Here is a 26,419-nt window from a genome sequence, read left to right as displayed (position 1 = left end):
AAATCTCCCGCTCATGATCCATGCTAAAAAGACACCTTTAAGCCAAAAGGGAATAGTGATTTGGCTGCTGGGGCTGTCCGGTGCGGGGAAAAGTACGATTGCCACATTGCTAAAGGAAAAGCTGGATGGCGAAGGTTTCTTCTCCGTGTTGCTGGATGGCGACATTCTCCGGGCCGGTATCAACAGTAATCTGACCTATTCAAACGAAGACCGGGCAGAAAATGTCCGTCGCGCCGCTGAAATGGCCAAGATCCTGGTCGAGAACAACATTATCACGATCTGCTCATTCATCACCCCAATGCAGGGGCACCGGGATCTGACGCATGAAATTTTGGGCGAGCGTTACTTCGAAGTGTTTGTCGATTGCCCGCTGGAAGTTTGCGAGGAAAGAGATGTAAAAGGTCTTTATAAAAAAGCCAGAACAGAAGGATTGACGAATTTCACCGGTATCAGCTCCGCATTTGAACCATCTATCAACTCCCATCTTACGCTTTTTACCAATACGCAAACTCCCCGCGACAGCTGCGAATTGCTTTACTCCGCTATCCTACCCGACATTAAACCGGACTAGTTACATGAATTAACGATGCACAAAAAGCTTCCATTCAGCAGCGAAGGTTTGTTGTAGGAAAATGCCTCCCCACTTGGCTGCGTTACCCGGGCGCCACTATAATTCGCAATGGCATGACCAGCCGCAGTGTCCCATTCCATCGTAGGTCCGTGGCGGTAGTATACCTGCGCTTCACCTTCCGCTATCATACAGAATTTCAGTGAGCTACCTACGGTAATGGAAGATGTGACAGGATAACCGGCCAGTACTTTTTCATCCTCTTCCGAAGCATGCGACCGGCTCCCCACCGAAACCCAGTCCCCGGCTGGTGTAGATACTTTCAGCGCAGTTACCGTACCGTCCGATGACTTTTTCCAGCTTCCATCGGCCTCGCTTGCATAATACAAAACATCCTGTACCGGCACATATATCACACCCAGAACAGGTACACCATCGTGTATCAGCGCAATGTTTACGGTAAATTCGCCATTGCGTTTGATAAACTCTTTGGTACCATCAAGCGGATCTACGCACCAAAAATAGGACCAGTCTTTCCGGTCTTCGTAAGGAATATCCCTGCCTTCCTCCGAAATAATCGGGATCAGCGGATATGCTTCCCTTAATGCTTTAACAATGATATCATTTGAAATGCGGTCGGCGATGGTCAACGGTGAACTATCCGACTTCAATGTAGTCTGAAAATCCGCCTGAGCACCATTATACACTTCCAGAATGGCTTTTCCGGCTTCGAGGGCGATCGCATTGATGCGTTCAATATCTATTTGCATGGGTTAATTCGCTTGAAAATGATCATGAAGGACGTAAATCTAAATCAATCTGCAAACTTTGCATAAAATCCGAACTGGCGTTTTCATTGTTACCGTTTAATAGGTTTCGGGCACCTCCATTACAGTATTTAACAACAGAAAACCGCTTTGGGAATGTATTAAACGCATTTAGCCTCCATGGATAACAAGACAATCCGCATCAAAGATATTGCACTGAAAGCCAAAGTTTCGACCGGTACCGTCGACCGCGTGATCCATAATCGCGGAAAAGTAGCAGAAAAAGTAAGGCTCCGCATTCAGAAGATCATTGACGATTCCAAATACGAACCCAACCTGATGGCCCGTGCGCTGGGTTCCAAAAAGCAATATCGCTTCGCCGCACTGGTTCCCGATCACGAAATAGACTCCTACTGGCACGCACCAAAAGCGGGTATACAGCTGGCAGTGAAGGAATTGAAGCAATATGGTGTCTCAGTCGAACATTTTGTTTTCAATCCGTTCAATGTGGATTCTTATATTGAAAAAGCAACAGAACTTACAGCTTCTAACCCGGAAGGGATCTTTCTGTCCCCCATTTTTTACCACGAAACATTACCTTTTTTTGAAAAATGGAAGAAAGCAGGTGTACCCTTCGTACTCTTCAATACAGAGATCGAAGAGTACGGCCCGCTGAGCTACATAGGCCAGGATTCATACCAAAGCGGCAAACTGGCCGGAAAGCTCATGCATTACGGGCAGTCGGGACCGTGCTCGATACTGGTCGTACATATTGACGAAAAAACCAGTAATGCAGCCCACCTTGTGAAAAAGGAGAATGGTTTGCGCGATTATTTTGAGCAGGTTGATCCTGAAAACCAGTACCGCATTGCCACATTGGAACTCGACCGCTCTGATCCGTCTGATTTTAATAATAAATTGAGCCAGGCGATCGACAACACGCCCGACCTGAAACACATCTTTGTCACCACCTCCAAGGCACATCACGTTGCTTCATTTCTGGAAGACCGCCAGATCGCCCACATCAAGATCATCGGTTATGACCTTCTTGCCCAAAATCTGCATTACCTTAAAAAAGGGACCATTGGCTTTCTGATCAACCAAAATCCAAGACGGCAGGGCTATCTGGGTATCAAACAGCTGGCCGATTTTCTGGTATTCAGGAAAAAAGTAGCCAAGCTCAAATTCCTCCCGCTCGACATTGTCACACAGGAAAATCTCAACTACTACCTCGACGAGGAAGAGGAAACCGTCATGGACGAAACGATCGCTCAACACGTGAAATAATTTCTTTTTTAGGTTTTCAACAAAAATATTAGGCTTTTGTACCTGACAGTGAATTAAAATTCACTAAAAGTGTGTGCGCACACACTCTAAATTTGGTACGTTTGTGGCCATCAACATGAACCTGCTACAAACCCCTTTTTATAATGGACAGCCAATCATGTGGTAAAAGGCAAAGGATGCTTACTAATCGTATTCGAAAAGCCTTAAAAAGTAAAATTATGTATTTCACTTCCGTGTTCCAGTAAAATTTTCTTTTGAATGGATAAATCGCAGGAATTTTTATTCTGATAGTGTGTGCGCACACATTTTGTTTTTACATTTGTTTATACCCGTAAAATAGTTGAAATCAATGCATTTGGAAGAAGGTCGCTGAGCGCGGCTGGTTTCTTCCGGAAAGAATTTTTGTGTCAACCCCAAACCCACGTTTCAATGAAGTACAAACTTTTATTCTTTTTTATTTTCGTCTCACTGCTGGCCACCAGAAACGGTTTCGCTCAATCGGGTGAAGTCCGTGTGTCAGGAAAAGTGACCGACGCCAAAGGGGCAGAAATCCCCGGGGCCAATGTGTCGCTGGTAGGTACCACCTCCGGCGTGATCACCGATGTGGAAGGAAAGTTTTCACTGAATGTTCCTGGCAGCCAGTCTGTGCTGCGGGTTTCGTTTATCGGCTACAAAACGGCTGAAATGACAGTTGGTAACAGAACGCAATTCGATTTTACACTGGAAGAGGATTCCAAGACATTGGATCAGCTGGTGGTGGTGGGTTACGGTACCCAGAAGAAAAAGGACCTGACCGGCGCAGTAAGCTCCGTTTCCAGCGGAGATCTGAACCTCGGCGGCGCGACTTCCAACGTGGCGCAGGCATTTCAGGGAAGAGCCGCGGGTGTGCAGGTAAGCCAATCTAACTCCGCGCCGGGAGGCTCTACGGTGGTGCGTATACGTGGCGGAAATTCGATTTCATCCACCAACGAGCCATTGTATGTAGTCGACGGCTTTCCTTCCGAAACCGGAAAAGACATTAACCCTAACGACATTGAAGATATCCAGATCCTGAAAGATGCTTCCGCCACCGCCATTTACGGTGCGAGAGGCGCAAACGGGGTCGTTATCATTACTACCAAGCGTGGCAAGGCTGGTAAACCAACCGTGGTTTTCGATAGCTATTACGGTGTTCAGAAAGTATCGAGCAGCTACGAGAAAATGACGGGCTTGCAGGCTATGGACATTACCAATGCTAAAAATGCCGAAAGAGGCCTGCCCCCTACTTATACCCCGACAGACCTAAAAAGCGGTATTAACAACGATTGGTTCAAGCTGGCGACGCGTAATGCAAGCGTACAGAGTTACAGTCTGACGGCCAGTGGTGGCAATGAAGATACCCGCGTGGCACTTTCGCTTAACTATTTCTCCCAGGATGGAGCATTAAAAAACACCGATTATGACCGGTATTCCGTTCGCTTGAATGCAGACAAGCAGTTCAGCAAGCGTTTCAAAGTGGGTGCCAACGTGTACGGCGCTCATACATTCTCTCTTTTCAAAAATTACGACGGCTCCATAGTGCCTTCCAATGTGATGTACGGAATTCTTTCGGCGTCGCCGGCTGTGCCTTCCTACAATGCAGACGGTTCGTATGCAAGGTTCCAGGGCCGCGACAACCCGCTTGCCTGGTTGCTAGCCCCTACCAATGACCGTTTTGGAAACAAAATCAACATCAATGCATTCGCCGAGTACCAGATCACCGATGATCTTACATTCAAAGTGAATGCAGGAACAGAGTACAATGGTTTCAAAGAAGGCACTTACCTGCCCCGAGACCTGGTGGACGGTGAAAAAGTGAAAGGCCGTGCGACGGTACAGGACAATGCATCGACGCGTAATCTGGTGGAGGGTTATTTTACCTACATCAAAACATTCGGCCAGCATTCGATCAATGCGATTGCCGGGGTTTCGACGCAGGATGATAAGACGGAAGATCATTTTACGGCTGTACAAAATTTCAGTTCGGATGTATTCCTTTATAACAACCTGGGCGCTGGTACTGAACGTGTAACGTCTACCAGCAATAAAATAAATACGAAAATCGCTTCGGCTTACGGTCGTATCAATTATGGTTTCAAAGACAAATACCTGGCAACATTCACGATCCGTCGCGATGGCTCTTCCCGCTTTGGAGAAAACAACCGCTACGGCTATTTCCCGTCTGGATCGCTGGCATGGCGCGTTGGTGATGAAGAATTTGTAAAAAACCTGAACCTGTTTTCCGACCTGAAAGTACGCGCCAGTTACGGGGTTACCGGTAACGACCGCATTGGAGACTACGCCTACATGACCACATTCTCGCCCGTAAACCTCACACTCGACGGCGATAACTCTTACGGCGGTGTGGCTGCGACCAGATTGCCCAACCCGGATTTGAAATGGGAAAGCACAGGACAGCTGGATATTGGTGTGGATTTGGCTTTCGCGAGCGGGCGTATTTCGGCCACATTTGATTACTACCACAAGAAAACCAATGACCTGCTGATGAACATTCCGATTGGTGACTGGCAGGGTTTCAGCAGCCAGATCGTGAATGCAGGTGCGATCCAGAACAATGGTCTCGAACTTTCGATCAATACCCAGAATGTTTCCAAAGGAAATTTCAGGTGGAAAACGGCTTTCAATATTGCTTATAACAAGCAGAAAGTGATGGATCTGGGTGGTCGTCCGTACATTATTACTACTACGGCAAACCCTTACGGCGGACGCGCGGTGGATTTCACCAAACTGGAACCGGGGCGCGAGCTCAGCAGCTTCTTCGGATATGTGTATGACGGCGTGATCAAAACGGGTGAAACTTACACGCCACAGAAAGGTGCACCTGCGGGCAGCCCTAAATATGCAGACGTAAACGGGGACGGAACGATCAATGCAAACGACCGCGCCTACCTGGGCAATGCTAATCCGCATTACACTTATGGTATCGGTAATGAGTTCCGCTACAAGAATTTTGACCTGAACATATTCCTGCAAGGCGCATTGGATTACAGCTTATATAATGCCAATGCATTGATCCTGGAATCAGGTTACGGCACCTCCGCATTGAACCGCTGGACTCCAACCAATGAGAACACGGATATTCCACGTGATGGTTATGCGACTACTTCTTTCGGTGGTTATATCAATTCCCGCTTCGTGGAAGATGCATCTTACCTGCGCTGCAAAATGATCACATTGGGTTATAACCTGCCCTTTGGACCAAAAAGCAAAGTGAATGTAAGGCTTTACGGAACCGTACAGAACCTGTTTACGATCACAGGCTACACCGGTACCGATCCCGAGGTGAATACCAAAGCTGCTAATGGCGGCACCTCCGCGAGCAGCATCAACCTGGCGTCTGGTCTGGATTACACTGCATTCCCATCGTACCGTTCCTATACCCTTGGCCTAAAAGTTAACTTCTAATATCTTGATAATGAAATATATATCGATCCTATCACTGCTGATGTTGTGCCTTACGGTTTCCTGCGAAAGCCTGATCGAACCGAAAGTATACAGCATCCTGACCGACGCGAATGCTTTTCAGTCGAAAGATGACGCCATTGCGGCCGTAAACGCAGCCTACTCCCGCCTGAAACAACCCAGCGGAAGCAACGATTCCTGGATGTACTATGCTGGTTTCCAGGTGACTATTACCGATCTTACTACCGATGTTGGTCACGCCTCGTCCGGTGGAGATGTTGGGCTCATGTCGAACGCAAACTGGGGACCTAGCAACACCTATCTTGCTTACGCCTGGCAGCATCAGTACAAGCTGGTTTCCGATGTGAACAATGCCTTATATTACATTCCAAAAATCGAGGCACTGACCGAAAAAGAACAGGCGCAGTTTCTGGGCGAGCTCAAATTCCTGCGTTCGCTGGGGTATTATGACTTAACCAATGCATTTGGAGCGGTGCCATTGATGACGGAAGATTCTGTGGCTAAAAATATCCAAAGCCCGGCATACGAGGCGAGGGTACCGGTTACGGAAATCTCTCAGATCAATGCCAAGATCATCAGCGACCTGGAATATGCAGCGGCGAACCTGCCATTGAACTACACCAGCAGCACGGTATACAAAACCAATGACGTAGGAAGAGCTACCAAAGGATCAGCATTGGCGTTGCTCTGCAAATTGTACATGCGTGAAAAACAATGGCAGAAAGTAGCGGATATCACGCAGCAGATCATGGATTTGAAGCAATATGCCCTGTATCCTTCCTATTCGCAGCTTTTCGCGGAAAGCAACAAATGGTGCTCCGAGAATATTTTCAGCGCATTGTCCAACAACCTGCTGGATGCGACCGAAATGATGAACCACTTCGGCCCGCTCAACAATACAGAAGTGACCGACAGATGGCAGTATTTTGGTATTCCGTGGCGGTTTTGGAATACATTTGAAAAAAATGACGAACGTCGCGAAATGTTCTTTTACGACTACGTTGGCACCGACGGCCTGCGTTACGTGCAGCCTCCTGCCGGAGTGATAAACCCTCCCGCAGGCTTCTACTATCTGCCTGATGTAGCTTCCAAAAAATACGCCGACCCCAAAGGATCAACCACTTACCTGGACGGACACGTGTTCCCGATCATCCGCTACGCCGACATCCTGATGTGCCGCGCCGAAGCATTGAACGAATTGAATGGACCTAATGCAGAAAGCATTCAGCTGATCAACCAGGTTAAAGCACGTTCAAAAGCAACATTGCTGGGTGCCGCAGGAACATTCACCAAAGACGGCTTGCGCGATCAGATCCTGACGGAACGTGGCTGGGAGTTTTTCTTCGAATGCAAACGCCGCGAAGACCTGATCCGAATGGGCAAATACCAGTCAATGGTCAATACCTACCTGACTGCCATCGGACAGCCCGCACGGATTGATATCAATAAACACAGATATTTCCCATACCCACAAGCACAAGTAGACCTAAACCCTAATTTAAGTAACAGCGATAGGCAGTAGCGGTGGGCCTTAAGTTGGGCGTAGTCTGAGACTACGCCCAACTTAAACTACACGCGAAGCTTTACTATATTTACGCATACCTACGCCCCCACATTTATGAAATGCATTCCACTCCCCTTCCTAATCTTAATAGCAGGAATGTTCCTCATTGGCTGTGGCGGCTCGGGGATTGAGACGATCAGCCTGAGTGCGCCGGGGCGAAATTCATTGAAAGTAAGAATTGATGTAAAAACGACTCGTCAAAACAGTCTGCGTATCCATTATTGGTCAAAAAGCGATTCGCTTAACAAATACACGACTCCCAGTTCTCCGGAAGGAACAGAACATCCGCTGGTACTCACCAATCTCCGCCCCACCTCGCAATACCGCTATCAGATCATTTCATCCGACGGCGGGAAGGAGACCAGCAGCAAAGTATACGATTTTAAAACACCAGGTTATCCGGTCTGGATTCAGGATTTCTTCCGCGTGATCGCGCCGGATTCAGCATTGGTACCACAGACATTCAAGGACGGTTTCGTACTGATCGCCCGCCGGGAAACGCCGGGGATTATTTTTATGCTGGATTCAAAAGGCGAGATCCGCTGGTATCATCAGGTGAATGGTACCGGATTTAAAACCACACATTTTACACGCAATAAAACCATTTTGTCCATTCTCGGAACGGAAGAATATCCGACTAGCTACGGAAACGAAATCCTCGAAGTATCCCTGACAGGCGACACGCTGCTGCATCTTAAAAAAGGCGAAGGTGATTTCAAAGAGACCATACACCACGAAATTATCCTGAACCCCAAAAGTGAAGTCGTAACATTGAGCGTGCAGACGAAGATCATGGACCTTACCAGCGTAGGCGGAACTGCGAAAGACACTGTCAAAAGTGACGGTATCATCGTTCTCGACCGAAAAGGTAAAAAAGTATGGAGCTGGTCGGTTTTTGATATGCTCGATCCGCTGAAAGATCCGAAGATCATGCAGGAAAAGAAAGACTGGATGCACGCCAATAGTGTCAATTTTGATACCGACGGCAATTATCTCGTCTCATTTTATAACAATGGACAAGTCTGGAAAATCGACGCCAAAACGGGTCAGGTACTCTGGAAATTTGGGAAGAACGGTGACTTTGCGATCCCGCAGAAAGGCATTTTCGACCAGGGGCATGCGGTACATAAAAATGCAGAAGGCGACCTGATGCTGTTCGACAATGGTACCAGTCGCGAACAAACGCGCACATTGACATTCAAACTGGACGAAAAGAACAAAACTGCCACCGTCACCCGACAGATTATTTTACCCAAAGAAGTTTACACCGCCAGAATGGGCAGCGCGTACCTGGTCACCAGCGACGCCATCCTGCATTGCAGTTCCAAAACCAACACAATCGTACTGACCAACCCGGAAGGGCGGTTTTTATGGATGCTCAAAAGCAGGATCATGCCGTATCGCGCCGAGTTCATTCCGGGCAGCCTGGTAGCGCCTTATCTTGTTAACAAATAGCCGATGAAACCCAGTCTCACCTATCTTTTCCTGACATTCCTGAGGATCGGTGCGACGTCGTGGGGCGGATTTATGGCGCTCATTTCCATGATCCAGAAGAAGGTGGTCGAGAAGGACGGCAACCTCGAAAGCAATGTGCTCATGGAAGGCATTTCGCTGGCTTCCGTACTGCCTGGGCCGATGGCTGTGAATGTGGTATCGTTTGTCGGGTACAGGCTGGGCGGCTGGGCGGGCGCATTCGTAAGCGTGGTAGCGGTGTTATTGCCTTCATTTATACTCATGCTAATGCTTGCGCATTTGTATTTTCTATATGGTAACATTCCCGCGATGAGCCATTTCTTCTCCGGCATTCTCCCGGCAGTGGCGGCGATCATTATTAGTGTGGCTGTCAATCTGGGTGAAAAGAGCATTAAAGATATCCCGCAGATTATCATTGCCATAGCCTCGGCGATATTGATATTTTTCTCAAAATCTTACATGACCACGCTGACCATTCTGGTTGGTAGCGGAGCATTCGGTTACTTATTTTACTACAAAGCGTCAGCCGCGCCGATATTAGCGGAAAAGGAATCGAAAATCAAAACTCCTCAAAAGCAGTACTGGATTGTAATACCAATTATAGCGCTGGTGTTACTTTTAGTTTTTATCAATCAAAACCCTGCACTGCACTTGCACAAAACCATCCTGCTGACCTTCTCAGGAATGAGCCTTAGCCAGTTTGGGGGCGGTTATGTGATCATACCTACGATGCAAAAAATCGTGGTCGACGGGATGAAATGGCTTTCGGACAAAGAATTTGTGGATGCTGTCGCAATGGGGCAGATCACGCCTGGGCCCATATTCGTGAGTGCGACATTTATCGGGTACAAGCTGGCCGGTTTCTGGGGCGCGCTCAATGCGACCATTTCTATTTTCTTTCCAACGGCAGTACTAACGGTTTTTTGCACTAAATTTTTCAACAAAATCAGCAGCTCGACGCTCGTTACGGCAATTTTCAAAGGTTTGCGACCCGCTATTATCGGAATGATCGCCTCGGCGGCTTTCACGATTTTATGGAACAATGGCCTGTCGATTTTTACCGTTACAATTTTCGCATTGGCACTACTCGCGATCATGCGTTTCAAAATTGACCCGGTTTATGTCATTCCCGTGGCCGGTATCATTGGAATTTTAACACTATAACCCATGACTTTCACCCCCGTCCAAATGATCGGGACGCAGCGTTCCGGCTCTAACCTGCTCAGGCTGATGCTCAACCAGTTGAAAGGCGTATCGGCCCCACATCCGCCGCATATCCTGGAAAGATTGATGCCATTGCTACCAGCTTACGGCGACCTGAACACTGTTTCCAATTTTCAAACTTTGATCGAAGATGTCTGTACGCTGGTGGAAACCAATCCGGTTCCCTGGACAGGCGTGGTACTGGACCGGCAGGCGATACTAGCGCGTTGCGAGAACGCGACTTTACCTGACATTACACGGGTAGTATATGAACTGAAAGCGGAAAGTGAAGGCGCCCATGTGTGGATGTGCAAAAGCATGGCCAACATTCGCTTTGCCGACGATCTTGAAAAGTACAACCCTAAACCCCTATACGTTCACCTATTTCGGGATGGCCGGGATGTGGCGCTTTCATTCAAAAAAGCTATTGTCGGAGAAAAACACATATACCACATTGCACGACAATGGAAGCAGGAACAGGACGCCTCGATTGATCTGTACGAAAAGTTGGGTAGTGACCGCGTGATCAGGCTGCGATATGAAGACTTGCTCCAAAATCCGCAGGAAGAGCTGAAAAGGCTCTGTAACTTTCTCGGCGTCGCTTATTCAGAAGCAGCAATGTCCTATCACGAATCCGATGAATCGAGGGAAACGGCTAATTCGGGATTAATGTGGCAGAATGTCGTAAAACCTGTGCTGGCTGATAACCATAACAAGTTTTTGAAGGAATTGAGTGAAGAAGATATCCGGATCTTTGAACGAGTAGCCGGTGATACATTGCAGAAATTGGGCTATCAACTTCAATTTGAAACGAATAAAAACGATTCTTTTTCCAATGAGGAGATCGCTGCATTTTCAGCAACTAATGACAATTTAAAAGCCGAATTCAGAAAAAAACTCCGCCCGGAAGACCTTGAAAAAAGACGTGGTCAGGAGGAGTTATTAAAAAAGATCAAGTCACAAATGCCTGTACTTGCGAACGCTGCAATCTGAGGCAGGATATTTCTGGAAATCAATGATTATCAGGTAGCCTAGCGGCCAGTCATTTTTTCTCCGGCCTCTGTATATCTCGCTCCTACGATCTCAATTTCAGCAGCCGCATTTTCGATCTGCGTTAAATCTTCGGGTGTTAGTTCAATATTTGCCGCCCCCAAATTCTCTTCCAACCGGTGTAGCTTGGTTGTTCCCGGAATGGGCACAATCCATGATTTTTGCGCCAGTAACCAGGCCAGTGCAATTTGCGCGGGCGTAGCATTCTTTTGCGCTGCAATGTTGCTCAGCAGATCCACCATTGCCTGGTTTGCCTTTCTGTTTTCGGCATTAAAACGTGGTACCGTGTTGCGGAAATCGGTTTTATCGAACTGCGTATTTTCATCGATCTTGCCGGTTAAAAAACCTTTACCCAGCGGGCTGAATGGAACAAAACCGATCCCCAATTCTTCCAGTGTCGGTATAATTTCCAGTTCAGGTTTCCTATGCCAAAGTGAATATTCGCTCTGCAACGCAGCTACCGGCTGTACCGCATGCGCCCGGCGAATCGTCTGCGCCCCAGCTTCGGATAAGCCGAAATGCTTCACTTTTCCCTCCTGGATCAAGTCCTTCACGGCTCCCGCTACGTCTTCGATAGGCACATTATTATCGACACGATGCTGGTAAAAAAGGTCGATAACGTCTATTTTTAAACGTTTTACCAAAAAAAGGCCACCGATAATTCCGGCAGCCTTCTACAATTTCACAATCAAGTCTGTTCTTTTCTTTCGTATGTCTCTATTTAACGCCCTGATTTCTTTTTCAATCTCTCTGTTTTCCAATGTAAGACAAGTCCGCTCTTCCTGCCTTTTTCTCAAATCGTTTATATTCTGATTAGTAACCCATCTCCAATAATAGAATTTGATGTGTGCATTCCCGAAGTTGTATGCGGCGTTTAAAATAAAACCAATAAATGGGCTGGCTATCAGTATCCAATCTTTTACAACCGGATCTTTTATTTTGTTTGCTAGGCTCGAAATAACAACTGAGATGCCAGTTACCTTTGCCGCTTGCCTTTTTAAGGGAGCCGGCTGATCTGACAATTCCAACTAATTAACTCAGAACCTCGTTAAGCCTTTGAACCTGGCTTTTGTTGTACCTGCGGGTAATCGTAGCAGATTTCCCGGTCTTAACATTGGTAACTGTAATACCTTTATCAGTTACAATGTTATAAATAAACTTGATAATACTCCCAGAAGCAAAGGCTCCTGCTAATAATATGACAAGTGTGGAAAAAATATCAATTGCTTCCATTTTAACTGGGTTTATCGTTACAGATATGCTTACTTACCAGACAACATTAACATAGTTACCAGCAGTGAGTTTCTTCTTTGAAGTTTTTAGAAAAGTTGCAATTATCCAGGATCGAAGAGTATCTGTATCAACGGCAACGGAGCCATTTGATTGAACAAAAATAACACATTACTGAATTTATCAAAACAAAGCCATGAAATATACACCATTAACTGTCATCGATCTGAAAAAAGAGACTACAAATACGGCCAAGCCCTATTCCAATTTCCCCGTAGCTTTCATCAATGATCACGTCATCCGGGCCAGTGTGATGACGGAGGATTTTTACTGGCATTATCATCCGAATTCGGATGAAACATTTCTGGTAATTGAAGGTACATTGCTGATCGATCTTGAAAACGAAACGATCGAACTCCATGGGGGACAGCTATTTAGCATTCCCAAAAATGTAATCCATAGAACCCGCCCGAAACACGGACGCTCGGTCAACATTACTTTCGAGCATGTTGGGTTGGAGACAATCACTGTTAAGGATTAAAATATCATAAAACCCGGCGCACTCATTTACCGCACCAACAGCGGCCATTTCTTACATCGCGACGATCCATGCTGGTCATCGGAAACATCAAAATGCTGCTCGAAGAGCTTGGGAGTAATCCGAAAAGCAAACTCTTAACGCACAGTATCGCCAGCATTGGCGACTGCACGAATTCAAAATTTCACAAATAATATTATTTAGACTGATTATCATTTAACTTTGCGCACCTAACTTGGTAAAACAGGGAAAAAGCAGCAGGTAACCCAGCATCTAATCATTTGTGTTTGTTATGAAAAAACTTCTTATCGCCTTTTGTACATTATTTTCCTTTGCCGCAATGGCACAGCGGAATGTACTTTTGGACCAGGCATTCTGGAAAACTTCCCCGGATGTGAATGCAGTCAAAGCAGAAATTGAAAAAGGCGCTAATCCTTCTCAGTTTAACAATAATATGTTCGATCCCGTAGTTCTGGCGATCAATGCCGCAGCACCTAATGCGACGGTTGAATACCTGTTGACACAGCCGGGCAACACGGTGGATAAGGCAACACACGACGGTCGTATTTACCTGCATTGGGCTGCGATGAAAGGCAATATCGAACTGATGGAATACCTGGTTGCGAAAGGATCTAAAGGAAATTTCGTAGACGGCCACGGTGCTACGCCGATCAATTTTGCGGCGGGCGGCGGTCAGCAGAATACCAAAGTGTATGATATCTGTCTGGCACATGGGGCTGATCTTAAAAAAGACCTTAATAACGATGGCGCAAATGCTCTGCTGATCGCTATCGCCAATGATAAAGACCTTGCGCTGACCAATTATTTCGTGTCAAAAGGTCTTGACCTGAAAAGTACGGATGCTGCCGGCAACAATGCATTTAGCTATTCAGCCCGCGCCGGAAAGGTCGACGTTTTGAAAACGCTTTTGGAAAAAGGAGTACCTGCAAACTCCAGTGCAATTTTAATGGCTGCACAAGGATCACGCGCCGGGGCCAATCCTATTGAAGTATATCAATACCTGGAAAGCCTGAAACTGAAACCGACTGTGGTTGGTAAAAATGGCGAAAACGCATTGCATGCAATCGTCCGGAAGCCAAAGCAGGCAGACATTATCCAGTATTTTCTGAGCAAAGGTGTTGATGTAAATCAGGCAGATGAGAACGGAAACACGGTATTCATGAATGCGGCAGCCAGCAATCGTGAGACGGCAACATTGGACATTTTGCTTCCGAAAGTGAAAGATATCAATCAGGGTAACTCCAAAGCAGTGAGCGCATTGGCATTCGCAGTCCGCAGTAATTCGCCGGAAGTGATCGGTTACCTGATCGGCCAAGGAGCCGACATGAACACGACGGACAAAAATGGTGATAATCTGGCTTTCTACCTCGCGCAATCTTACAATGCACAGCGAGCCAATGAGTTCGACGAAAAAGTGAGCGTTCTTTTGGAAAAAGGATTTAAAGTATCCGGACAAGCCAAAAATGGTAACACCTTGTACCACGTAGCGGTCGCGAAAAATGATCTTTCGCTGGTTAGGAAACTGGAAACCTACCAGATTGATGTCAATGCCAAAAACAGCGAAGGTATCACGGCGTTACACAAGGCGGCAATGGTGTCAAAGGACGACACTTTGCTCAAATATCTGGTCTCGATAGGTGCTAAAAAAGAAATCCAGACCAACTTCCAAGAAACTGCTTTTGACCTGGCCGGCGAAAATGAAACGCTGTCCAAAAACAATGTAACTGTTAATTTCCTGAAATAATTTTCATGTCCGACTTACTTAAAACAGCGCTGGTGATCGTGGCGCTGACATTCGCCCGACCGACCACCACATTCGCGCAAACCACCGGCACCAGCAAATACAAATGCATGATCCAGATGACTAATTACATGGGCGAAGGTGCTTACATCGTCATTTCTCTCATGAATAGTAAAGGTGCTTATGAAAAAACACTGTACGTGCTCGGCCCTGATAAAAAGTGGTATAACAGCATTAAAGAGTGGCACAAGTTTCAATCCAAAAAACCGGCCAACATCAGCGCTATCACAGGAGCATCGGTTACAGGAGGCGACCGTAGCGTGAATGTGTTTGAAATTGACAATGCAAAAATCAATGCGGGCTATAAGATCCGTTTCGAAAGCGCTGTGGAAGACAAGGATTACAATGTAAAAGACCTGGAAATACCATTGACAACGGAAGCGCTTTCCGCAAAAAGCGAAGGTACCGGATACATCCGCTACGTCCGGTTCAGCGCCAATTAATGTGTTCAGTACTTTATGACCATTTCGATATGGAGATACAGCCACCTGGCGTTGGCTGTATCTTCTTTTCTATTACTTACGCTGGCTTCCGTAACCGGTATAGTGCTGTCCTTTCAGCCATTATCCGAGAAGATCCTACCCTACCGCACCGACAATTTTAAAGAAACCACACTGGCTCAAACGCTTCCCGCATTGAGAAAGCAATACCCTGAAATCAGTGAGCTGACTGTTGACAAAAATCAGTTTGTACAAATAAAAGGAAGTGACGCCGACGGCAAAAAACTGGTAGGCTACATTGATCCACAAACCGGTAAAATACTGGGGTACCCGACACCCAAAAGTGAGTTTTTTGAATGGGTGACGGCATTGCATCGTTCTCTTTTTATTCATGAAACAGGCCGGTTTTTTATAGGGCTAACCTCATTTTTACTACTACTGATCACCGTTTCCGGGACGATGCTGATCATTCAGCGGCAGCGGGGTTTGAAGCGATTTTTCACCCGCATTGTCAGGGAAAACTTTTCGCAATACTACCACGTGGTACTGGGACGGCTATCGTTGATCCCTATTTTCATCATTGCATTAAGTGGTACTTACCTCTCTCTGGCCCGTTTCGGATTCATTGAAACACCCAAAGTATCTTCCGAAGTAGACTTTGATGCTATCAAGGCCGAGCCGGTCAGCAGCGCTGCCGATTTTGCTGTTTTCAAAAATATAAACCTTTCAGACGTACAGTCTGTAGAGTTTCCATTTTCCGAAGATCCCGAAGACTACTATACGCTCAAACTCAGCGATCGGGAAGTGACGGTTAACCAGATTACCGGCGACATTCTGACCGAAGTGAAGTACCCGACGGCAGCATTGCTTACCGAACTCAGCCTGGACTTACATACCGGCCGAACCCATGGCATCTGGGCCATTATACTGGCAATTGCTTCCGGTAACATTCTCTTTTTCATCTACTCAGGTTTCGCCATGACATTCAAGCGCAGGGCAAACCGGGTCAAAAACAGGTATACAGCCGATGAAAGCGAGTTTATCATTCTGGTCGGTTCGGAAAATGGTAGTACGTTTGGTTTTGCCAACGCGATCCACCAGCAACTGATCGCGGGAGGGAAATCGGCTTATGTTACCGAGCTGAACAACTATAAGGTGTTCCCCAAAGCATCGAACATCATTGTAATGGCAGCCACTTACGGCCTCGGCAATCCGCCTACCAATGCAGCTCATTTCGCGACGAATTTGGAGAAACATCCACAACCCAATCCCGTCCGTTTTTCTGTGGTAGGCTTCGGTTCGCACGGCTATCCTGATTTTTGCAAATACGCTTTTGAAGTGGATAACCTGTTTGCCAGGCAGCAATGGGCCGTTCCCACCTTGGAAATACATACGGTTAATGACAAATCCCCGGACGAATTCAGTCAATGGGCCGCCAGCTGGTCGCAGCGGGCAGCCGTGGCGCTGAACATTTCACCCAGCTTGCTCACCACCCGTCACGAGACGCCGCAAGAGTTGACCGTTGTTCACAAAACAGTGGTTTCCGCGGCAGGAGAGTCATTTTTGATCCGCCTGAGACCCAAACGTCGCGCAAAATTCACTTCTGGTGACCTGCTGGCAATTTATCCGGCCAATGATCACCGTGAGCGGCTTTATTCTATTGGTAAGGTTGGAAAGGACATTCAGCTGAGTGTTAAACTGCACGAACAGGGCCTGGGCTCGGATTATTTGTCGCGTCTTACTGCGGGGCGCGTGATCAGTGCCCGCATAGTCAGCAATGATCATTTTCATTTCCCTCCAAAAGCAACGTCGGTGCTGATGATTTCCAATGGAACGGGCATTGCGCCATTTCTTGGCATGATCGATGAGCAGGCTGCGAATGCAAGCTGCCGTTTGTACTGCGGATTCAGGGATCAGGCATCATTCGCGCTTTATAAAATAGCAATTGAAAAAAACCTGGAAGACAAAAAATTAGGTAGCCTGCACGTAGCTTACTCACGAGAGGGTGAAAAGCAATATGTGAAAGACTTGCTGGCGAAAGATGCAGCTTTTGTGGCGGATACGCTGAAAAATAATGGCGTGATCATGCTTTGCGGCTCACTAGCCATGCAAAAGAATGTGGTAGCATTACTGGAAGACATTTGTCAAACCCATCTCGGCAAAAGCGTAAGTTACTACCAGTCGCATAGTCAGGTGTTAATGGATTGTTATTGAGGCTGATACTGAGAAATGTCGAAGTTTTGGGAGGTGAGGACTTTGCCATCGTCCGTGATCATCACGCAGCTGAAATCCGGAAATTGATTGATCAGTTTCAGCCCGGCTTGTTTGCCTAGTACCATTAAAGAAGTGCTGAAACCATTGGCTTTTTCAGCGCTAGGGCCAAAAACGGTCACACTCGTCAGCCCGGTCGCGGGATACCCGGTTGCAGGATTGATAATGTGCGAATAACGTTTGCCATTAAAAGTGACGAATTTTTCATAGCTCCCCGAAGTGACCACGGCACCCTGGCGAAGTGGTACCACTGCAAAAAGCTCCCCCTGACGATTCGGATCATTGATACCAATTATCCAGTCGCTACCATCAGGTTGCTTCCCCCAGGTACTCATGTCGCCCGAACCATTGACGATACCCGCCTTAATGCCTCTTTTTAACATCATATCACGACATTCATCCGCAGCATAGCCTTCGCCCAATGCTCCAAAACCGATCTTCATTCCCTTCATTTTCAAGAAAATAGTAGATCGTTCTTTATCCAAAATAATGTTCCGGTAACCTACTTTTTCGACAGATTTTTGAATAGCATCAGCCGTCGGCATAGCGGTCATGGAACCGTCAAATTTCCAGATTCGATCCATCGCCGCAAAGCTGATATCGAAAGCACCATGGGTTAATTTCGAAAGTTCAAGCGCTCTTTCAGTGAGTTCAAAAACCTCCCTACTGACTTGAATCGGCCGGATACCAGCATTTGCATTCACCTGCGAAACCTGGGAAGCAGGTTTCCAGTCCGATATCAGATCCTCGATCCGGGTAATTTCAGCAATGACCGCATCAATGTTCATTTCCGCCTCAGCCGAATCTTTCGCCACGATCGTAATGTCGAAACGCCCGCCCATGAGCATGGTAGTCCGTTTCCGAAGCACCTGAGCATGCGATACCAGGCAGGAGAAAAAGAGTACGAGCGTAAGATGTTTTTTCATTGGTTCAATCTAACAAAAAAGCCGGAAGAGATGATTCTCCCCCGGCTGGAATGCTTCAAATATTACTTCAAAATTTGTAAGAAAGAGTTGCTGCAAACATGCGTGGCGGGATCGGGTTGATGCTGTAACGGTCGTGAACAATGTAGTTCATGGTATTGAAAATATTCGAAACCTTTACGAGCAACGAAATGCCGCGAAAACCGTAGCCAGCTGATAGATCCACGGTCGAGAAACCTGTCAATGGTACCTGTGCATTGTAAGAAGTCAGGCTCGCGGTGGTATTGTTCAGCCCACCGTTCAGGCCCGTTACGTTGTTATTGCCACCCATTCTTTTACCGGTATGGAATGCCGCTGCACCCAGTTTCAGGCCTTTCACACTTCCTTTGTCAAATGTATAAAAGATCGATCCGTTGGCAGTATGTGCCGGATTGTTGATTAGTCTTTCTCCTTCTACCTGCGAGCCTACCACACCTGTGGTGTTCGTGTAACGCATATAGTTGTAGCCATAGCCTGCCATGAAATAGAAGTTTCTGGACAATGTACCATTGAAATCTACTTCCAGACCATCGCTCGTTGTCTGGCCGCTCAGCTGCTTGATATTGCTATTGGTATTCGGATTGCCATTCTGGTCAACCAAGGACATTTGAGCGAAATTGCTGTTTTGAATTCGATAAACGCTCACATTTGCCGACAAACGCCCGTTCAGAAGTTCGTTCTTCCATCCCAGTTCATACTGGTTAATAATGGATGGTTTCAGGTTGTCACCGAAAATATCCGTACCCGAGTTGATTGTGAAATTATTGGTATAACTCGCATAGATTGAGCTCGTTTGCACAGGCTGGTAGATCAATGCCACCTTGGGAGAAAATGCATTATCCGACTTGTCGGGAGCTGTTCCCCTCCTTTCCTGTTGTTTTTCCCGATTGAAAATCGTCGTTTGAAAAGCCTTTTGATAAGACCAGCGCACACCCGCAAGTACCTTGAATTTGCTGGTTAGGCTTACCAGATCTTGCACATAAATACCGAAACGGTTTTGCGGCGTAGTCGTCAGCGCAGTATCGGCCATAGCGGGGATATCCGTGCGAACATTGTAGGTAGCGGGGTCATATATGTTGATCTTGTCATAGGCCGTCCCTACCACGCCCGCCGCTGAGGTAAACCTGAATGTATTGTTTTCGGCCACGATCCGAGTAAAATCCGACCCTACCAGCAACTGATGCTGCATGCGACCGGTTTTAAAATTACCATTCAGGTTAAGCTGGGCCGTATAATCTTTCTCTCCCGACTTCACACCGCTTAACGATCTGCTCCAATCACCATTGGCAGCAACAGATGTAGGAACGCCCACTCCAAAGCCATCGACACGTGTGCCCTGTGCCGAACCGATCGCCGTCAGTTTCCATTGTTCATTGAAACGATGGTTGATCGTCAGAAAACCGGATGTCTGTTGGGTGTTGTTATAGGCCCAATTCGGATAAATGAAGCGGTTACGCGGTGCGTCGGGTACCTCGGTAACTGTGATACGGTTGTTGGGGATACCCACACCAGCATCAGGAACAATGTCCGATTTCAGGTAATCTACCTGCAATAAAACGTCCGTCTTGTCGCTGATTTTGTAAAGAAGCGATGGATTAATGTAAGTACGGTTCGTTTTGACCACGTCACGATAGCTGTTTGCGTTTTCGTGCGTACCAATTACCCGGAACGCCAGATTTTTGGTGATCGGGCCATGCACGTCTACCATTGGCTTGTACTGGCCGTAGCTGCCAAACAACATCGATACCTGTCCACCCCAATCGAATACCGGTTTTTTGGTTACCATATTGATGATCACCCCACCCGACACATTACCGTATAACAATGCAGAACTTCCCTTTAGCACCTCTACCGCTTCCAGCGTACTTGCGTCCGGGAATCCCTGCGTATTGGAGATCACGCCATTTTTAAAAATACTTCCACCTGAACCCGCAATCCCGATACTATAACCACGGGCAGAAAACGTTTCTGCCACACCGCCACGGCTCTGGGTCAGTGAAACACCGCTTACATTCTTCACCACGTCGCCCAGTCGCACTGCCTGCTGGTCCGCAATGACCTTGCTCTGGATTACCCCCGTACTTTGCGGAAGATCCAATCCTCGGATGTCGGCCTTACCGAGAGACACGGGCTTATTGATGCTGTTTCCTCCCAGGATAATGACCTCATTCAACTGAGAGGCACTTTCGGTCAATGAAAAATTTTGTTGAATTTTTTCACGCGCAGCGACTGTTACCGGTTGTTCCTGGGTTTGCAGGCCTACGAAAGATACTTTCAATGTATAGCTGCCTGGCTTGATATCGGTTAAGGTATAATTGCCGTCCTCGTCAGTAGTTGTGCCTTTGCTGGACTGGTTAATACCGACGCTGACATAAGCGGCAGCCTTACCATCACTAGTTTTCACGCGGCCTTTGATGGATCCGTTACCCGATTGTGCATACGAAACTCCCTGCCCAAACAAGCAACTTAGGAAAAGCAAAACTTTATATAGATTATTCATATTTATTTAGATTGATTAAAAACACTGGGCAAATATACCAGTGGTCTTTTAAAATCTAAATGTTATTAAGAATAATTTCAAATAAAATATATTACTAGAACCTAATTAAGTAGCAGTGAGAGATAAGTAGCTTACTTTTTAGCCAGCTTTGGGTGATTCATCCAGGACCGCAATGGCATCCACTTCAATCAGCATACCTTCCATAGCCAGCGATTGTACACCCAGCCAGGTGCTTGCGGGAAGATTTTCATGCGGGAATGCTTTCCTGAATGCATCGCCGACAACAGCTGCGTCCGCAGTTTTGTAATTTTTAACATATATATTGATCTTGACCACATCCATTGGCGTGGCACCAACCGTGGAGAGCGCTACTTGGAGATTCTGGAATGCGCGGGCCGCTTGTTTTTCGAGATCGTTTGCTCCAATCAGGTTATTATCCTGATCAACCGAAACCTGGCCTGAAAGATAAACTGTCAGCATCGACCCATTCTTAACTGTGACGATCTGTGAAAAGGCTTGTTTCCATTCAGGAAGTTCAGGCGGATTAATAAAGTTCTTCTCCAATGTGGCAAAGTTATGTTTGCGCCAGGCTTGCAATCGTTCACGGATGCTAAGAAATAAAACGAAAAGTCATTTCGCCTCAACCAGTAACCTTTTACGAATCCGACTTAATGATTCGGGCTTCATTCCCAAAAAACTAGCCAGCTGATGTTGCGGCACTCTTTGCAATAACTCAGGCCGTGTTTTCAACAAATTCAGGTAGCGCTGTTTCGGACTGGAAGTCTTGAAATCATCGAATGAAGCCTGGTTCTTGGCCACTAATTCTTCCGACAAAATACGGCATAGTGTCTCAAAACGAGGGAATTTCTGGAACATGATCTGATCGATTTCAGGATTGTTCACTAAAACCATAGAATCCTCCACGCAGGATATGTATAGCTCAGAAGGCTTATTCGTGACAATGCACAATGGAGCAAAAGAATCGGATTCAGTATAAAATGCAGTGGTTTTCTCCTCTCCCTCAATCACATAGTAAGTCCTCAAACATCCTTTGAGGACAAAATAACCATCCTTCGAAAGCTCCCCTTCTTTCAGCAATACAGTTCCCTTTTTAAATGATTTGAAAATAGCGAGATCGATAATCGCCTTCTTTTCTTCTTCCAAAAGCGGCATATACTTTGCAATGAATTCAAAAAGCTGGTCTTCCATTTTCGTTTCTTTCATGCGTTTTTTTCAATTCCGTTCTGAGGCTCCACTTTCACAAATGTATGTTAATTCCCACTATTTAGTTAAGTGAGCAAGAAACAGGTTTTGAATATATGCGACTGATGGCAGTTTTGCAATCTAATCTTATTTTGATGCACAACGTAAGCAATCCATCCGTACCGGCCATACGGAGTGGGCGGCGCAGGTTAGTTAGACTAGGGATGCCTGTTACAGATTTTGTGTTCACTACACCCGTCCCGCGACCCGAAAAGTGTTCGCATGCGCCTCCAAAATAGTCCTCAGCTGCGGCGAATAACCGCCTCCCATACTGCATTGAACAGGAATACCATGTTTTTTGGCAAGGCGCAAGACCATTTCATCACGAGCCTTGCAACCCTCTGGTGTGCACGACATTCGCCCGAATTTGTCTGTTTGGAGTATGTCCACACCAGCCTGGTAGAAGATAAAATCCGGCCATACCTCGTCGATGAGTTTGGGTAGAGTTTCCTGCAATGTCCGAAGGTATGTTTGATCATCAGTCCTGTCTTCGAGCGGAATATCGAGATCACTTGTTTCTTTTCGGAAAGGGTAATTGTTCTTGCCATGCATTGAAAAGGTAAAAACCCGCGGCTGATTCAGGAAAATATGGGCCGTTCCATTGCCCTGATGCACATCCAGATCAATGATCAGTACCTGCTTTGCTTTATTATGATCAAGCAGATATTGCGCCGCCACTGCCTGATCATTGATCATACAAAATCCCTCGCCAAAATCGCGGCCGGCATGGTGCGTGCCACCAGCAATGTTGAATGCGATACCGGTGTCAAATGCTTTCAGCGCCCCTTGCAAGGTTCCATTAGCGATCTTTAGTTCGCGCTCCGCCAACAAAGGCGTCTGCTCAAAACCAATGCGCCGCATTTCCTGCTTACTTAGTTTCCCCTGTACAAAACGGTCCGCATACGCACGGTCGTGCACCGCATACACGGCCTGCATATCCAACACTTCCGGGCTGAAAAAATCAGACTCCTCTGCAATACCTTCCCGCAGCAACTGCAAAGGCAATAACTCGTACTTGTCCATCGGGAAGCGATGACCTTCCGGAACTGGGTATTTGTAAATGGGGTCGTAAGCGATTGGGAACATGAATGGTTAAGATAGCTTTGAAAACGGAAATGCATACCAGCGGCCCGAAAAAATATTGCGCCAATGTATGCATCCATCATCACGAAGCACTACTTCGCACCCGACCTATCCAATGCTTCTGCCGAAATAGGCGTAAAAAAATTGACCAGATTTCCATCCGGGTCTCTGAATAATAGTGAACGGTTGCCCCAGGGCATGGTAGTAGGCTTTTGAACTACGTTATCGCCGAGCAATTCGGCCAGATGATGATAGGTATCGTCTACATTATCAACGCGGAATTCGATAATGGCCGAGCGGTTATCAGCAGCATTGGCAACTTCGCTTCCTCCAAATAATGCTAAGGTACGAATGCTGCCGATCGCCAGCGTTGCCGAAGGAGTACGCAACTCAGCGAAATCGTCGGTATATTTTGTCACTTGCATTCCGGTGATTTGCTCATAAAACTGCACAATGCGTTGCATATCGGCAGTAATGATCCGAACTGAGGAAAAATTCATAAGGTATGTTGGTTTGGTCTCAATCACAAAGTAAAGAGACGCGAGTGACAGCCCTATGTCAGCAGTGTTTTAGACTTATGAAAGAATACCCCAGTACCCTTACCCAATAATGAAGCGACCTAAAATATCGAGATCAGATCCATTGATCTGGTCGGACAATTAAGTCTTTTTGTTTCCCATGGGAATGGTTTAAGATACTCATGGAGTTTGCTTACAGGAATTTTTCTATCTGCAATCATTTTCAATTCCCTTGGTGTTGCATAACACATACAGGACCATCCACTCATTGGGTCCCCACTGATTAATAAGACTTGTTGCTTTTTATTGTAGTTCGCAACCCATTGCCTGCCAATGTCGTTATAAGTAATTACTTCATAATATTCCCGGTTTAAAAAATTCCTTTCCACAAGCTTATCTAGTTTATTGATAGCGAGAAGATCCCCACCATCCTTAGTTTCCTGGACATAATAGACGAACGCTGAATTACTCCTGCTGATCTTTGAAGCCAGGTAAATCAATGCGATTGGAATAAAAAAGAAGAAAATCAGGTTTTTAAACAATTTCATTTGCTATCTACTTCTGAAAAAAGAAGCAATTATGTTTCCCACAAAAATGAACTGAGCTATTAGAAATGCGGCCAGAATCCCAAAAATAATGACATACCGCGAAGTAAAACCAAAAATCGGGACCGCCAGGGCGATTACTGCCGTCAGCGTTGTAACGACGTGAATGAATGCAAGTGAATAGCTAATCCTCTTCTCAATTTTTTTAATTATCCAATACACCACTCCAATCACGAATAAATACAATGCGGCCGCCGTTGTAAAATGCAGGTTATCAATGACATAATACGTGTCATGCAATTGAATATCCAATGTATGCTGAGGGAATAAAAACGCCACCAGAATAATGATAGGTATGGCTGCCCAGCATATGGTATGCGGTACCGCCCGGGAGGTTGCGAACTTATCGGAAGTCATGTAAAGTCATTTTTTGTCATTCATCGTCACTTGGTACGCTGGTATCTGAACCGCAAAAATAATCATAAGTACGCTGCGCCAGGTCACGTAAATGCAACCGCAACTCGTGCGGTTCGACTATGGTTACGGCTCCCGCGAAGGGTAGGCAGCCCGTACCCGTCAAGCATACCAAAACCTTTCCCTTCGTGCGTCACCACCGGAATTCCCGCGCTTTCTAATGTTCTGATGTCATGGTAAATGGTGCGGGTACTCACTGCAAAGCGATGCGCTAACTCCCTGGCAGTCAACAACCGTTTTGTTTGCAGTAATGTCAGCAGCGCCACCAGTCGGGACACACGGGCTATCTCGGGATCAATCATTGGTTGGCTTTTTGGTCCATTGAAGTGCTTTGGGTTTCAGATTTTGATCTGCATTTTCTACAATTTCAATGATACGCTTTTGTCGCGTCTCCGGTCGTTTGGCCTGAATGAGCCATTGCAAAATATTTCGCTTGTCGGATTTGCTCAAACTTAAAAAGTAGCTTTTCGCATTGGGTCTTTTTTCAAATTCAGCCTCCAAATCTGCGGGCACAACCATTGCCTGCGCCTCATCCATGGTCGTCCAGGAACCATTTAATTTGGCAATTTCAACGCTCTCTAAACCTGCTTTTGTCATTAGCCCTTCCTCAGTCAGTCTCTGCACTTTTTCCTTATTGATTCCTGACCAAACACTTTTAGCTTTTCTTCTGCTAAAAAACTGCATGTATCTTTCCTCGTCCAAAGGTTTTGCCAAACTGTCGATCCATCCAAAACAAAGCGCTTCGTCCACAGCGTCGCTCCAAGTGAGCCGCTCCACGTTCGATTTCTTTTTATAGTAAATCAGCCAGACAGATTTTTCCTGATCGTAGTGTTCCAGCAGCCACGCCCTCCATTCCTGCCGGTCTGCCGGATGAAAAGTTTTTATCTCTTTTTCTGCCATAATTGTCCGCCTGATCTACTTAAAAGTAACTTATTAACTGAATGTGGAAGCATTAGGAATGACCTGACCTTCATTTCATAGCAACCAAAATCACGCACACGATGATGATGCCCGCCAAATGATAGCTGCCGCTGATCAGTCCGTAGAGTAATGGCCTCGGTATATTGGGGTTGATCGCAATATTGATTGTGTTCGCCACCAGGAAACCAATCCCGATAATGAATGCAAAGGTCAGTGCATTTTCATAAGAATCGATCTTTAAAGCATACATCAAAACAGCAGTAGCCATAGTAATGATAAGACAGCACACAGCCGGTCCGATGATAAAAATCGGAGCAGGCTTTTGCTGCGTATCATTTTCCCGGCCCAATGAAATGTGATAGGGTTTCGTAAAAAGCAAAGTGAACCACAATGCACCAAGAATGAAATAGGCCAAAAATGCGGATAGGACACTTAACCAGGCGATGTCTGCGAGTACATTGAACATGTGTTTCTTTGT

General features: G+C 46.4%; 24 protein-coding genes and 1 pseudogene. 11 read left to right on the top strand and 14 right to left on the bottom strand.

Annotated elements, in window-relative coordinates; translation table 11 throughout:
* The first annotated feature begins 13 nt into the window (after positions 1-13).
* Positions 14-571 (top strand): adenylyl-sulfate kinase, encoded by a 558-nt coding sequence (gene cysC / locus ABIO93_RS26475; RefSeq protein ID WP_348073017.1) that lies wholly within the window; start codon positions 14-16, stop codon positions 569-571.
* Here cysC and cysQ read toward each other — a convergent pair.
* Positions 568-1,338, bottom strand: a complete 771-nt coding sequence (cysQ, locus tag ABIO93_RS26470) for a 3'(2'),5'-bisphosphate nucleotidase CysQ (protein WP_348073016.1) — start codon at positions 1,336-1,338, stop codon at positions 568-570. The genes cysC and cysQ overlap by 4 nt on opposite strands.
* Before the next feature lie 177 nt (positions 1,339-1,515).
* Here cysQ and ABIO93_RS26465 point away from each other — a divergent pair, with 177 nt between their 5' ends.
* The 6 genes from ABIO93_RS26465 to ABIO93_RS26440 all read left to right on the top strand — a co-directional run bounded on the left by ABIO93_RS26465 (position 1,516) and on the right by ABIO93_RS26440 (position 11,317).
* Positions 1,516-2,622 carry a substrate-binding domain-containing protein gene (locus tag ABIO93_RS26465; protein ID WP_348073015.1) on the top strand — a complete coding sequence of 369 codons (1,107 nt, stop codon included), beginning with the start codon at positions 1,516-1,518 and terminating at the stop codon, positions 2,620-2,622.
* 429 nt (positions 2,623-3,051) lie between these two features.
* Positions 3,052-6,066, top strand: coding sequence for a TonB-dependent receptor (locus ABIO93_RS26460; protein WP_348073014.1), 3,015 nt, complete (start codon positions 3,052-3,054; stop codon positions 6,064-6,066).
* A 10-nt stretch (positions 6,067-6,076) separates the two neighbouring features.
* The gene (locus ABIO93_RS26455; protein ID WP_348073013.1) at positions 6,077-7,606 is read left to right on the top strand and encodes a RagB/SusD family nutrient uptake outer membrane protein; all 1,530 of its coding nucleotides are present in this window, start codon (positions 6,077-6,079) and stop codon (positions 7,604-7,606) included.
* 96 nt (positions 7,607-7,702) lie between these two features.
* On the top strand, positions 7,703-9,103 hold the full coding sequence (locus ABIO93_RS26450) for an aryl-sulfate sulfotransferase (protein WP_348073012.1): 1,401 nt from the start codon (positions 7,703-7,705) through the stop codon (positions 9,101-9,103).
* A gap of 3 nt (positions 9,104-9,106) precedes the next feature.
* Positions 9,107-10,285, top strand: a complete 1,179-nt coding sequence (gene chrA / locus ABIO93_RS26445) for a chromate efflux transporter (RefSeq protein WP_348073011.1) — start codon at positions 9,107-9,109, stop codon at positions 10,283-10,285.
* 3 nt (positions 10,286-10,288) lie between these two features.
* On the top strand, positions 10,289-11,317 hold the full coding sequence (locus ABIO93_RS26440) for a sulfotransferase (RefSeq protein ID WP_348073010.1): 1,029 nt from the start codon (positions 10,289-10,291) through the stop codon (positions 11,315-11,317).
* Positions 11,318-11,355: 38 nt separating this feature from the next.
* Here the strand turns inward: ABIO93_RS26440 and ABIO93_RS26435 are convergent.
* Together ABIO93_RS26435 and ABIO93_RS26430 are read right to left on the bottom strand one after the other, a co-directional pair.
* Positions 11,356-12,015: pseudogene (locus ABIO93_RS26435) on the bottom strand (aldo/keto reductase); the annotation flags it as partial.
* Between the two features lie 391 nt (positions 12,016-12,406).
* Positions 12,407-12,607, bottom strand: a complete 201-nt coding sequence (locus ABIO93_RS26430) for a hypothetical protein (RefSeq protein ID WP_348073009.1) — start codon at positions 12,605-12,607, stop codon at positions 12,407-12,409.
* 193 nt (positions 12,608-12,800) lie between these two features.
* On the opposite strand from ABIO93_RS26430, the gene ABIO93_RS26425 reads away from it, so the two are divergent.
* The 4 genes from ABIO93_RS26425 (at position 12,801) to ABIO93_RS26410 (ending at position 17,618) form a co-directional block, all read left to right on the top strand.
* On the top strand, positions 12,801-13,145 hold the full coding sequence (locus ABIO93_RS26425) for a cupin domain-containing protein (RefSeq protein WP_348073008.1): 345 nt from the start codon (positions 12,801-12,803) through the stop codon (positions 13,143-13,145).
* A gap of 289 nt (positions 13,146-13,434) precedes the next feature.
* Entirely contained in the window at positions 13,435-14,907 is a 1,473-nt protein-coding gene (locus tag ABIO93_RS26420; protein WP_348073007.1) for an ankyrin repeat domain-containing protein, read from the top strand.
* Between the two features lie 5 nt (positions 14,908-14,912).
* Positions 14,913-15,407, top strand: coding sequence for a DUF2271 domain-containing protein (locus tag ABIO93_RS26415; protein ID WP_348073006.1), 495 nt, complete (start codon positions 14,913-14,915; stop codon positions 15,405-15,407).
* A gap of 15 nt (positions 15,408-15,422) precedes the next feature.
* The gene (locus ABIO93_RS26410) at positions 15,423-17,618 is read left to right on the top strand and encodes a PepSY domain-containing protein (RefSeq protein ID WP_348073005.1); all 2,196 of its coding nucleotides are present in this window, start codon (positions 15,423-15,425) and stop codon (positions 17,616-17,618) included.
* On the opposite strand, the gene ABIO93_RS26405 is transcribed toward ABIO93_RS26410, so the two are convergent.
* From ABIO93_RS26405 to ABIO93_RS26355, 11 genes are all read right to left on the bottom strand, one after another.
* Positions 17,612-18,601, bottom strand: coding sequence for an FAD:protein FMN transferase (locus tag ABIO93_RS26405; RefSeq protein WP_348073004.1), 990 nt, complete (start codon positions 18,599-18,601; stop codon positions 17,612-17,614). The genes ABIO93_RS26410 and ABIO93_RS26405 overlap by 7 nt on opposite strands.
* A gap of 67 nt (positions 18,602-18,668) precedes the next feature.
* Positions 18,669-21,137, bottom strand: a complete 2,469-nt coding sequence (locus ABIO93_RS26400; protein ID WP_348073003.1) for a TonB-dependent receptor — start codon at positions 21,135-21,137, stop codon at positions 18,669-18,671.
* Between the two features lie 138 nt (positions 21,138-21,275).
* The gene (locus tag ABIO93_RS26395; protein ID WP_348073002.1) at positions 21,276-21,701 is read right to left on the bottom strand and encodes a RidA family protein; all 426 of its coding nucleotides are present in this window, start codon (positions 21,699-21,701) and stop codon (positions 21,276-21,278) included.
* Between the two features lie 66 nt (positions 21,702-21,767).
* Positions 21,768-22,346 (bottom strand): Crp/Fnr family transcriptional regulator, encoded by a 579-nt coding sequence (locus tag ABIO93_RS26390; protein WP_348073104.1) that lies wholly within the window; start codon positions 22,344-22,346, stop codon positions 21,768-21,770.
* Positions 22,347-22,589: 243 nt separating this feature from the next.
* Complete coding sequence (locus ABIO93_RS26385) at positions 22,590-23,486, bottom strand: histone deacetylase (RefSeq protein ID WP_348073001.1); 897 nt, start codon at positions 23,484-23,486, stop codon at positions 22,590-22,592.
* Positions 23,487-23,575: 89 nt separating this feature from the next.
* Entirely contained in the window at positions 23,576-23,983 is a 408-nt protein-coding gene (locus tag ABIO93_RS26380; protein ID WP_348073000.1) for a VOC family protein, read from the bottom strand.
* A 119-nt stretch (positions 23,984-24,102) separates the two neighbouring features.
* Positions 24,103-24,549 carry a hypothetical protein gene (locus ABIO93_RS26375; RefSeq protein ID WP_348072999.1) on the bottom strand — a complete coding sequence of 149 codons (447 nt, stop codon included), beginning with the start codon at positions 24,547-24,549 and terminating at the stop codon, positions 24,103-24,105.
* Positions 24,550-24,552: 3 nt separating this feature from the next.
* Complete coding sequence (locus ABIO93_RS26370) at positions 24,553-24,963, bottom strand: hypothetical protein (RefSeq protein ID WP_348072998.1); 411 nt, start codon at positions 24,961-24,963, stop codon at positions 24,553-24,555.
* An 83-nt stretch (positions 24,964-25,046) separates the two neighbouring features.
* Positions 25,047-25,322, bottom strand: coding sequence for an HTH domain-containing protein (locus ABIO93_RS26365; RefSeq protein ID WP_348072997.1), 276 nt, complete (start codon positions 25,320-25,322; stop codon positions 25,047-25,049).
* Complete coding sequence (locus tag ABIO93_RS26360) at positions 25,315-25,920, bottom strand: YdeI/OmpD-associated family protein (protein WP_348072996.1); 606 nt, start codon at positions 25,918-25,920, stop codon at positions 25,315-25,317. Before ABIO93_RS26360 ends, ABIO93_RS26365 begins: the two co-directional genes overlap by 8 nt.
* Positions 25,921-25,990: 70 nt before the next feature.
* Positions 25,991-26,407 (bottom strand): DUF1761 domain-containing protein, encoded by a 417-nt coding sequence (locus ABIO93_RS26355; RefSeq protein WP_348072995.1) that lies wholly within the window; start codon positions 26,405-26,407, stop codon positions 25,991-25,993.
* Between the last annotated feature and the right edge of the window lie 12 nt (positions 26,408-26,419).

This window comes from Dyadobacter sp. (assembly GCF_039919315.1).
Lineage (GTDB): Bacteria > Bacteroidota > Bacteroidia > Cytophagales > Spirosomataceae > Dyadobacter.
Note: the sequence above shows the minus strand (reverse complement) of the source record. Positions and strands in the feature narration are given on the sequence as shown.

Bases quoted from the DNA above. Each gene is read 5' to 3' on its own strand.
- cysC (WP_348073017.1), top strand. From the start codon at position 14: ATGATCCATGCTAAAAAGACACCTTTAAGCCAAAAGGGAATAGTGATT.
- ABIO93_RS26365 (WP_348072997.1), bottom strand. From the start codon at position 25,322: ATGATTGATCCCGAGATAGCCCGTGTGTCCCGACTGGTGGCGCTGCTG.
- ABIO93_RS26355 (WP_348072995.1), bottom strand. From the start codon at position 26,407: ATGTTCAATGTACTCGCAGACATCGCCTGGTTAAGTGTCCTATCCGCA.
- ABIO93_RS26425 (WP_348073008.1), top strand. From the start codon at position 12,801: ATGAAATATACACCATTAACTGTCATCGATCTGAAAAAAGAGACTACA.
- ABIO93_RS26465 (WP_348073015.1), top strand. From the start codon at position 1,516: ATGGATAACAAGACAATCCGCATCAAAGATATTGCACTGAAAGCCAAA.
- cysQ (WP_348073016.1), bottom strand. From the start codon at position 1,338: ATGCAAATAGATATTGAACGCATCAATGCGATCGCCCTCGAAGCCGGA.
- ABIO93_RS26410 (WP_348073005.1), top strand. From the start codon at position 15,423: ATGACCATTTCGATATGGAGATACAGCCACCTGGCGTTGGCTGTATCT.
- ABIO93_RS26440 (WP_348073010.1), top strand. From the start codon at position 10,289: ATGACTTTCACCCCCGTCCAAATGATCGGGACGCAGCGTTCCGGCTCT.
- ABIO93_RS26420 (WP_348073007.1), top strand. From the start codon at position 13,435: ATGAAAAAACTTCTTATCGCCTTTTGTACATTATTTTCCTTTGCCGCA.
- ABIO93_RS26450 (WP_348073012.1), top strand. From the start codon at position 7,703: ATGAAATGCATTCCACTCCCCTTCCTAATCTTAATAGCAGGAATGTTC.
- ABIO93_RS26430 (WP_348073009.1), bottom strand. From the start codon at position 12,607: ATGGAAGCAATTGATATTTTTTCCACACTTGTCATATTATTAGCAGGA.
- chrA (WP_348073011.1), top strand. From the start codon at position 9,107: ATGAAACCCAGTCTCACCTATCTTTTCCTGACATTCCTGAGGATCGGT.
- ABIO93_RS26375 (WP_348072999.1), bottom strand. From the start codon at position 24,549: ATGAAATTGTTTAAAAACCTGATTTTCTTCTTTTTTATTCCAATCGCA.
- ABIO93_RS26455 (WP_348073013.1), top strand. From the start codon at position 6,077: ATGAAATATATATCGATCCTATCACTGCTGATGTTGTGCCTTACGGTT.
- ABIO93_RS26400 (WP_348073003.1), bottom strand. From the start codon at position 21,137: ATGAATAATCTATATAAAGTTTTGCTTTTCCTAAGTTGCTTGTTTGGG.
- ABIO93_RS26390 (WP_348073104.1), bottom strand. From the start codon at position 22,346: ATGGAAGACCAGCTTTTTGAATTCATTGCAAAGTATATGCCGCTTTTG.
- ABIO93_RS26405 (WP_348073004.1), bottom strand. From the start codon at position 18,601: ATGAAAAAACATCTTACGCTCGTACTCTTTTTCTCCTGCCTGGTATCG.
- ABIO93_RS26360 (WP_348072996.1), bottom strand. From the start codon at position 25,920: ATGGCAGAAAAAGAGATAAAAACTTTTCATCCGGCAGACCGGCAGGAA.
- ABIO93_RS26460 (WP_348073014.1), top strand. From the start codon at position 3,052: ATGAAGTACAAACTTTTATTCTTTTTTATTTTCGTCTCACTGCTGGCC.
- ABIO93_RS26370 (WP_348072998.1), bottom strand. From the start codon at position 24,963: ATGACTTCCGATAAGTTCGCAACCTCCCGGGCGGTACCGCATACCATA.
- ABIO93_RS26415 (WP_348073006.1), top strand. From the start codon at position 14,913: ATGTCCGACTTACTTAAAACAGCGCTGGTGATCGTGGCGCTGACATTC.
- ABIO93_RS26380 (WP_348073000.1), bottom strand. From the start codon at position 23,983: ATGAATTTTTCCTCAGTTCGGATCATTACTGCCGATATGCAACGCATT.
- ABIO93_RS26385 (WP_348073001.1), bottom strand. From the start codon at position 23,486: ATGTTCCCAATCGCTTACGACCCCATTTACAAATACCCAGTTCCGGAA.